The sequence below is a fragment of the Micromonospora mangrovicola genome (assembly GCF_047200535.1).
Lineage (GTDB): Bacteria > Actinomycetota > Actinomycetes > Mycobacteriales > Micromonosporaceae > Micromonospora.
In genome coordinates this window covers 1-7,678 of the sequence record NZ_JBJZOG010000175.1, presented here as the reverse complement: position 1 = coordinate 7,678, position 7,678 = coordinate 1, and the positions used below count along the sequence as shown (strand labels likewise).

Genomic DNA, 7,678 nt, shown 5'->3' with positions numbered 1-7,678 from the left:
TTCACACAACACCACCGCTGGCCGGCACCCCGACACGGGGCGCCGGCCAGCGGCGTATCCCCGGCGGAGCGTAGGCGGGCACGGCCTCCGCCTCAGGGGGTGGCGCCGGAGCGGCGGTGTCCCGCGACGATGTCGACCACTGCCGTGGCGAGCGCCAGCACGATGATCCCGGTGGCCAGCAGCAGCGAATGCCGGAACGCGCTCGACCAGTCGCCCCGGGTACGGGCCAGTGTCGAGAAGAACAGGGCGCCGACCGCCGCGATGCCGGCGGCGGAACCGATCCGCTGTCCGGTCTGGAGCATGCCCGCCCCGCTGCCGGCCTGCCGCACCGGCACCTCGGACAGGGTGAGGGTCTGGTTCGGCGCGATGACGAGTCCGCTGCCGAGCCCGGCGATCAGCAGCGGCACCGCGGTCCGCAACGGCACCGGGCCGTGCTGGATACCGTGCAGCACGAGGTCCGTCGCGATCAGGCCGACCGCCACCGCCAGCAGCCCGGCGGCGACCAGCGGCCGGCCGTAGCGGGTGACCACCCGGCCGCCCAGCGCCGACGCGACCGCCGAGCCGAGCGCGAACGGGGTGATCGCCAGGCCGGCGATCAGCGCGCTGTAGCCCAGGCCGATCTGCAGGTAGAGCGTGAAGATGAAGAAGATCGCGGTGAAGCCGGCGAAGTAGACCAGCCCGATCAACGCGCCCAGGGTGTACGAGCGCAGCCCGAACAGCCGCAGGTCGAACAGGGGCTGCCGGTGCCGCGCGTAGCGCCGTTCCCAGGCCCCGAAGCCGAGCAGGAAGAGCAGCCCGGCGGGGATGAGCAACCATTTCTCCGGGCCGTGCCACTGCTGCCGCTGGACCAGCGGCAGCAGCACCAGGGTCACCCCGACGCCGAGCAGCAGTACCCCGATCGGGTCGAGCCGGTGCCGGTCCGGCTGACCGGTGGGGCGGGCCGGCATGAGCCGCCAGCCCAGCAGCACGGCCACGACGCCGACCGGGATGTTCACGAAGAACACCCACCGCCAGCCGTGCTGTTCGCCGCCGAGCTGGATGAGCAGGCCGCCGAGCAGCGGGCCGACCGCGGTGGAGATGCCGATGGTGGCGCCCAGCAGCCCGAACGCCCGGCCGCGTTCGGCGCCCCGGAACAGTTCCTGGATCATGCCGGTCACCTGGGGAGTGACCAACCCGGCGGCGGCGCCCTGAACAAGCCGGGCGGCGATCAGCCACTCCGGCGAGCGGGCCAGCCCGGCGAGGGCGCTGGTCAGCGTGAACAGGGCCACCCCGACCACGAACGCGGTGCGCCGGCCGCGGGCGTCGCCGAACCGTCCGGCCGGCACCAGCACCAGGCCGAAGGTGAGCGCGTACCCGGACAGCACCCACTGCAGGTCGCTGGGCGTGGCGTGCACGGCCCGGTCGATCGACGGGACAGCGACGTTGACGATGCTGACGTCCAGCAGGGTCATGAACGCGGCGACCAGGCCGACGCCGAGTGCCTGCCAGCGCCGCCGGCCGTCGTACCCGGCGCTCTCCGCCGGAGCCGACGACCGGTCCGTGCTCATCGTGCCCCCTGAAGACCGTCGATCACGTATCCCCGATCGCTACCCGGCCCCCCCACGGGGCAAACGGCGCGGTCACGCCATCTGGCGTGCGCACCACCGCGGGCCGAAGTCCAGCCCCGACATCGGGGAGTCCTCGCGGTGCAGCAGCCCCCGCTCGGTGAGCAGGTGCAGCGGCTCGCGCAGCTCCTCCTCCGTCATCCCCGTCTCCTCGGCGATCAGGTCAGGGTAGGGGACGTGTCCCCGCACCTCCAGCGCGGCCACCGCCTGGTACACCCGTTCCTCGACCTCAGACAGCTGTACCTGCTGCATCGCTTCCCTCCTCGGCGTGACCCGCCCGCCCGGCGGGCGGTCTGCGCAGCCCGCTTACCCCCGCGGCATCCGATGATGCCCACCCGATCGGGGCCTTCCCCGGGCGCGCGACGGGTGCGCTCGCCGCACGGTGCCCTAGGCTGCACCGGTGATCATCTGGGATCTCGTCGTCGTCGGTGGTGGGCCCGCCGGCCTCTCCGCCGCCCATGCCGCGGCCCGTGCCGGCGTTCGTACGCTGGTGGTCGAGCGCGCCACCCATCCGCGCTACAAGACCTGCGGAGGCGGTCTGATCGGTGTCTCCCTGGACGAGGTCGCCGACCGGATCGGGGTGCCCGCCCACGACCGGGTCGACCGGGTCACGGTCACCCGGGACGGGCGACGCGAGTTCACCCGCCGGTACTCCGCGCCGCTGCTGGCGATGGTCCGGCGGGAGGAGTTCGACGACCGCCTCCGGGCGGCCGCGGTCGCCGCCGGGGCCGAGATCCGCGAGGGGGTCGCGGTCCGCGCCGTCGAGCAGGACCCCGACGAGGTACGCCTGCGGCTGGCCGGCGGCGAGACGGTCCACGCCCGGACCGTCATCGGCGCCGATGGCTCCTCCGGGATCACCGCACGACACGTCGGGGTGCGCTTCCGCCAGGTGGACCTGGGGCTGGAACTGGAACTGCCGGTGCCGCCCGCCGCGCAGGACCGCTGGCGTGGCCGGCTGCTGCTCGACTGGGGACCGGTGCCCGGCTCGTACGCCTGGGTCTTTCCGAAGGGGGACCGGCTCACCGTCGGCGTCATCGCCACCCGGGGCGAGGGCGAGCGGACCCGCGCCTACCTGCGCGACTTCGTGGCCCGGCTGGGCCTGTCCGGGGTGACCCCGGAGCACGACTCCGGTCACCTGACCCGCTGCCGGGCCGAGGACGCGCCGCTGCGCCGCGGCCGGGTGCTGGTCGCGGGCGACGCGGCGGGCCTGCTGGAGCCGTGGACTCGGGAGGGGATCAGCTACGCCCTGCGCTCCGGTCGGCTGGCCGGGGAGGCGGTCGCCGCCGGTGACCTGGACTCGTATGCGCGGGAGGTAAAGCGCAGGCTGGTGCCGGAGATGCGCGCGGGACACCGGCTGTTGGAGGTTTTCGAGCGGCGGCCGGACGTGTTCCACGCGCTGCTCGCGACCCCGCCGGGGTGGCGGATGTTCGCCCGGTTCTGTCTGGGGCAGGCCAGCTTCCACGAGACCCTGGCCCGGCGTCCGATTCGGGCGGGTCTCGCCCTGCTGGGCCGGCTGCCGGCGTGGCGCGGCGGGGCGGCCGGGCCGGTGGGCACCACGACGCGCTGAGGGCCCGCCCGGGTCGTGCCGGCCCCCGCAGCGGTCAGGGCACGATGACCGCCCGCCCGTGGATCTCCCCCCGGCGCAGCGCCTCGTACGCCTCCGGCGCCTGTTCGAGGGGGAAGGTCTGCACGTCGGCGTGCAACTGGCCGCCTTTGGCGAGGGCGATCACCTCCTGGAGTTCGGCCTGGGTGCCCCAGAACGGCACCTGAACGCTGGTCTCCAGCGGTATGGTCGGCGGCTCGCCGGCGACCGGCCGCACCGGCAGCGTGCCGCCGGCCAACCCGATCAGCAGCAGCTGACCGCCGGTGGCGACCACCTGCCGGGCGGTGTCCAGGGTGGGTTGCGCACCGACCACGTCGAGCACCACGTCCGCGCCGTCCGGTGGCGGGCCGACGATCGCCCGAATCTTGTCGACGGCCTCCGGGCCGGCCTGCACCACATCATGGGCGCCCATCCGGCTGGCCAGGTCCAGCGCGGCGACGCTTGTGTCCACCGCGACGATCCGCACCGCGGTGGTGGCCACCAGGATCTGCACCGCCATGTGGCCCAGGCCGCCGATCCCGATCACCACGCAGGTCGTACCCGGGCGTAGCTTCTCCCGGGCCAGCTCGATGGCGTGGTACGGGGTGAGTCCCGCGTCGGTCAGCGGAGCCGCCTGGGTCAGGTCCATGTCGCCCACGTTCAGCAGCCGGGACGCCGGTACCACCACGTACTCGGCCAGCCCGCCGTCGCGGCTGATGCCGATACCGCCCAGCGGTACGAGCTTGCACTGGTTCTCGTGCCCCCGCAGGCAGGCCCGGCAGTGGCCGCAGCCGATGATCCCGTACACGGCGGCCCGGTTCCCGGGCGACCAGCCGTCCACGGCCGGTCCCACGGTGTCCACGGTGCCGGCGATCTCGTGCCCGAGGGTGATCGGAATGGGGAACATTCCCTCCGGCGCGTCGAGGACGTGCAGGTCGGAGTGGCAGGCGCCGACCGCCCCGACGCGCAGCAGCACCTCGCCGGGGCCGGCCTCCGGGGTGGGCACGTCCACCTGTTCGAGCACTCCGGGAGATGTCATCCGTACCGCGCGCATTGTCGTCCCCTCGTCGCCGACGGTCGTCGTGCGCGCTTACCCCTCCCGTGGCTCTTGATGCCCGGCGCACAATCGAGTCTATGAGCGAGCCCGCCGAGTCGTTCACCGACGAGGAGTACGCGTTCCTGCGGCATGTGCGCTTCGGCGAACTCCCGCCCGCGGTCCATCCGGAGGACCGGGTGGCGTCGACCGAGACCGACCCCCGCCGGGACCTGCCGGAGCGGGTCGGTGACCCCGGGGAGTGGAACCTGCGGCACGGGGCCGCCTGACCCGGAAACGGCCGACGGGCCCCGGGTGCGACACCCGGGGCCCGTCGGAGGTGGTACGGGTCAGAAGACCGGCACGCCCTCGCGGACCAGCTTCCAGTTCTCGACGAAGAAGTCGACGGGCCGGATCTCGCCCTTGGCCTGCGCCCAGTCGATCAGCAGCTGGCGGATCTCCTGCTGCTGGTTGTAGACCTGGGTCTTCACGATGCCGGGGAAGTTGCCGCCACCGCTGCGCCGGTAGTTGTTCACCGCGATGACGAACTGGGCGTCCGCGGCGACCGGGGTGTCGGTGCCCGGCAGGACCAGGCGGGTGATCCGCTGGCCGACCGGCTCCGAGATGTCGATGTCGTAGTCGACACCCGAGATCACGTCGTAGTTGTAGTCCGGCACCGCCGGGTCGCTGATGGTGGCCGGGTCGACGGTGGCGCCCACCGGCAGCGTGACGAAGTACTTCGCCGAGTACTCCAGGTACGCCTTCACCTCGGCGCCGGTCATGACGACCGCCTCCAGGGTGTTGTCGTACACGTAGAGGCCGGCCACGTCGCGGATGCGCACGTCACCCTGGGGGAAGACCGCGGTACGGCTGAACGGCGCGGCGATCGACAGCACCGGCAGGCCCGCGTAGGCGGTGCCGGCCAGGGCCGCGGTGACGGCCTCGGTCTGGACGTGGTTGATGAAGTCCAGGATCGCGGTGTCCTTGTACCGCGACTCGGCGGCGGACAGTTCCTCCGTGGACTGCGCGACGACCGTGTTGACGTACCCGACGGTCTTGGCGTGCTGGCCGCGCACGGCCCCGAGCACCGCCGGGTCCTCGACCACCGTGTTGGTGTTCAGCATGGTGGCGGACTTGCTGAGCACCTGCCAGCGGCCCTTGATCTTGGTGACGGTGAAGTCCATCCGGGTGAGGCGCTGACCCCACTTCGACGGCTCCGAGGTCAGCACCTGCTCGCCGGTCTCGGTGTTGGTGACGAACTTCTCCGGCACCTCGTTGTGGGCGTGGCCGAACAGGATCGCGTCGATGCCCGGGACCTGCTGGGCGATGAGCGCGACCGGGTTCTCGTTCGGCAGTTCCGGGCCGTAGCTGGAGGTGCCGCTGTCGCCGCCGTGCGCGGAGATGATGACCAGGTCGGCCCCGCGCTGCCGCATGACCGGCACCCACTTCGCGGCGGTGGCGATCATGTCGGCGAAGATCAGCTTGCCCTCGACGTTGGCCCTGTCCCAGATGGCCACACCGGGGTTGGTCAGGCCGAGGATGCCGACCTTGAGGGTCGGGGAGTCGTACCCGCCGAGCGGGACCTCCTTGATCACGTACGGCAGGAAGGCCGGCTTGCCGGTCGCCTCGTTGATCGCGTTCGCGGCCAGGGCCGGGAAACCGAGCTGACCGATCCACTGGGCGAGCAGCGGCAGGCCGTAGTTGAACTCGTGGTTGCCCAGCGTGACGGCGTCGTACTTCAGGACGTTCATCGCGTTGGCCATCGGGTGCGTCTCACCGGTGGTGGTGATCGGCTCCTGCTTGGCGTAGTAGGTGGCCAGCGGGGTGCCCTGGATGGTGTCACCGGCGTCCAGCACCAGCGTCGGCTTCTCGCCACGCTCGGCCCGGATCTGGTTGACCAGGGTGGCCAGCTTCGCGACGCCGACGTCGTTGTGCTTGCTGTCGTCGTACTCGGCGTCCCGGTAGTAGTCCCAGTTGTAGACGTTGCCGTGGGTGTCCGAGGTGCCGAGGACGGTCAGGTCCCAGGTCTTCGGCCCCTTCGGCGAGGCCGCCCGGGCGGGCGCGCCGGCGATCAGGGGGGCGGTCGCGGCGGCGGCCGCGACGGCCAGCACCTGGCGGCGCGAGGCGCCGGAGGAGGAGGTCATGAGGTGCCTTTCCATGGGGGTGGATACGCCTCGTGGGCGCCGTTGCGCACCATAACGACCGGCTGTCACACGCGCCACACTGCCCCGAGGTGTTTCACCCCACCAGCGCCGCCGGCCGCCTCCGCGTAACACCGCGGTCACCTGCAGGTCGGTTCCGGCCGGAACCTGGCCGTTGCTCGCCCGCCAGCCCCGTCAGCGCGGCCAGGCGGCCATTCGGCGGCGCACCTCGGCGATCTGTCCGGCGTTCAGGCCGTAGCGGGTGAACCGGCGGTCCGGCACCCGGTCCAGGTAGCGCCCCGCCGCCCGGACGTCCTCGAGGTCCAGCGCCGGGTCGACCTGTCGGGCCAGCTCCAGCAGCTCCGACACCTCGTACCGGTCCAGGGCGGCGGAGACGTCGATGTAGTCGCGGACCTCCCGCCGGTTGACCAGCGCGGCGGTCTTGTTGGCGATCAGGTCGCGGACGTCCATCACCGGGCCGAGGTCCATCACCACCGGACTGCGGTACCGGTCGAGCCGGGCCAGGCTGAGCCGGATCTGCCGGTCGTCCCGGGTCACCACGAAATCCCGCATGTCCCGGTCGAACCCGTCGAAGAGGTCGCCGAGATCGCTGTCCGGGTCCGCCTCGACGACCTGGTAACCGGCCCGCTCCAGGGCCACCCGCACCCCGGCCGCGGCCGCGGCCGCCGCCCCCTCCACATCCGCGAAGAGGTCCACGTCCTCGGTGGGACGGACGACCAGGCCGTGCACCGCCCACGCCACCCCGCCGCCCAGCACGAACCGGTGCGGGCCCGCGGCGGTGAGGGCCACCCGGGCCACGTCCCGGTAGAAGTCGTGCAGATGGCTCACGCGGTACGCAGGCCCCGGTGCCGGCTCTCCCACGCCAGGCGTACGCCCCGGGGCAGGTTCAGCCGCCGCCACACCCGGCGCAACGTCCGCCCGTTGATCAGGGCCCGCAGGTCCTCGACCCGGGTGGTCTCCCGCAGCACGTTCTCGTACATCCAGAGCAGGTCGTCCGGGTCGGCCAGGTCGAACAGCCGCTCGCCGCACCACATCAGGCGTACCGGCAGTTCGATGACACCCCGGGTGGGGCCGGTGAGCTCGGCCAGCGTGCGGGCCACCACGGCGGGGCGCCCGGGGCGGGCGAGGTGCGCGCTGGTGACGGCCTGCATGGTGTCAGGGTAACCCCTGCCGGTCGTTTTCCCGCTGCGCGCTCGTTCCGGCGGCCTCGGTCGCTTCGCCCGGAGCCCCTGGGCGGGCGATCCGCTCGGGTTGCGGCATGTCGCGGTGTCGTGGGCGCCTGGGTGGGTGGTCGGCT

Annotated in this window: 8 protein-coding genes; 2 read left to right on the top strand and 6 right to left on the bottom strand. The window is 72.7% G+C overall.

Going from position 1 to position 7,678, the window contains the following annotated elements:
• Positions 1-92 precede the first annotated feature (92 nt).
• Both ACL02O_RS33135 and ACL02O_RS33130 read right to left on the bottom strand, forming a co-directional pair.
• Positions 93-1,547 (bottom strand): MFS transporter, encoded by a 1,455-nt coding sequence (locus ACL02O_RS33135; protein WP_412822127.1) that lies wholly within the window; start codon positions 1,545-1,547, stop codon positions 93-95.
• Positions 1,548-1,619: 72 nt separating this feature from the next.
• Positions 1,620-1,856 carry a hypothetical protein gene (locus tag ACL02O_RS33130; RefSeq protein WP_412822126.1) on the bottom strand — a complete coding sequence of 79 codons (237 nt, stop codon included), beginning with the start codon at positions 1,854-1,856 and terminating at the stop codon, positions 1,620-1,622.
• Between the two features lie 148 nt (positions 1,857-2,004).
• Between ACL02O_RS33130 and ACL02O_RS33125 the strand changes: the two genes are divergently transcribed.
• Positions 2,005-3,171 carry a geranylgeranyl reductase family protein gene (locus ACL02O_RS33125; RefSeq protein WP_412822125.1) on the top strand — a complete coding sequence of 389 codons (1,167 nt, stop codon included), beginning with the start codon at positions 2,005-2,007 and terminating at the stop codon, positions 3,169-3,171.
• A 34-nt stretch (positions 3,172-3,205) separates the two neighbouring features.
• Here the strand turns inward: ACL02O_RS33125 and ACL02O_RS33120 are convergent, their stop codons facing one another.
• A complete protein-coding gene (locus tag ACL02O_RS33120) occupies positions 3,206-4,225 on the bottom strand; it encodes an NAD(P)-dependent alcohol dehydrogenase (RefSeq protein WP_412822124.1) in 1,020 nt (339 codons plus the stop codon).
• Between the two features lie 95 nt (positions 4,226-4,320).
• Between ACL02O_RS33120 and ACL02O_RS33115 the strand changes: the two genes are divergently transcribed.
• A complete protein-coding gene (locus tag ACL02O_RS33115; RefSeq protein WP_412822123.1) occupies positions 4,321-4,509 on the top strand; it encodes a hypothetical protein in 189 nt (62 codons plus the stop codon).
• Between the two features lie 60 nt (positions 4,510-4,569).
• Here the strand turns inward: ACL02O_RS33115 and ACL02O_RS33110 are convergent, their stop codons facing one another.
• From ACL02O_RS33110 to ACL02O_RS33100, 3 genes are all read right to left on the bottom strand, one after another.
• Positions 4,570-6,363 carry a bifunctional metallophosphatase/5'-nucleotidase gene (locus ACL02O_RS33110; protein WP_412822122.1) on the bottom strand — a complete coding sequence of 598 codons (1,794 nt, stop codon included), beginning with the start codon at positions 6,361-6,363 and terminating at the stop codon, positions 4,570-4,572.
• A gap of 192 nt (positions 6,364-6,555) precedes the next feature.
• Positions 6,556-7,209 (bottom strand): nucleotidyl transferase AbiEii/AbiGii toxin family protein, encoded by a 654-nt coding sequence (locus ACL02O_RS33105; RefSeq protein ID WP_412822121.1) that lies wholly within the window; start codon positions 7,207-7,209, stop codon positions 6,556-6,558.
• The gene (locus tag ACL02O_RS33100; protein WP_412822120.1) at positions 7,206-7,532 is read right to left on the bottom strand and encodes a hypothetical protein; all 327 of its coding nucleotides are present in this window, start codon (positions 7,530-7,532) and stop codon (positions 7,206-7,208) included. Before ACL02O_RS33100 ends, ACL02O_RS33105 begins: the two co-directional genes overlap by 4 nt.
• Positions 7,533-7,678: the final 146 nt, after the last annotated feature.

Bases quoted from the DNA above. Each gene is read 5' to 3' on its own strand.
- ACL02O_RS33135 (WP_412822127.1), bottom strand. From the start codon at position 1,547: ATGAGCACGGACCGGTCGTCGGCTCCGGCGGAGAGCGCCGGGTACGAC.
- ACL02O_RS33130 (WP_412822126.1), bottom strand. From the start codon at position 1,856: ATGCAGCAGGTACAGCTGTCTGAGGTCGAGGAACGGGTGTACCAGGCG.
- ACL02O_RS33120 (WP_412822124.1), bottom strand. From the start codon at position 4,225: ATGACATCTCCCGGAGTGCTCGAACAGGTGGACGTGCCCACCCCGGAG.
- ACL02O_RS33115 (WP_412822123.1), top strand. From the start codon at position 4,321: ATGAGCGAGCCCGCCGAGTCGTTCACCGACGAGGAGTACGCGTTCCTG.
- ACL02O_RS33110 (WP_412822122.1), bottom strand. From the start codon at position 6,363: ATGACCTCCTCCTCCGGCGCCTCGCGCCGCCAGGTGCTGGCCGTCGCG.
- ACL02O_RS33100 (WP_412822120.1), bottom strand. From the start codon at position 7,532: ATGCAGGCCGTCACCAGCGCGCACCTCGCCCGCCCCGGGCGCCCCGCC.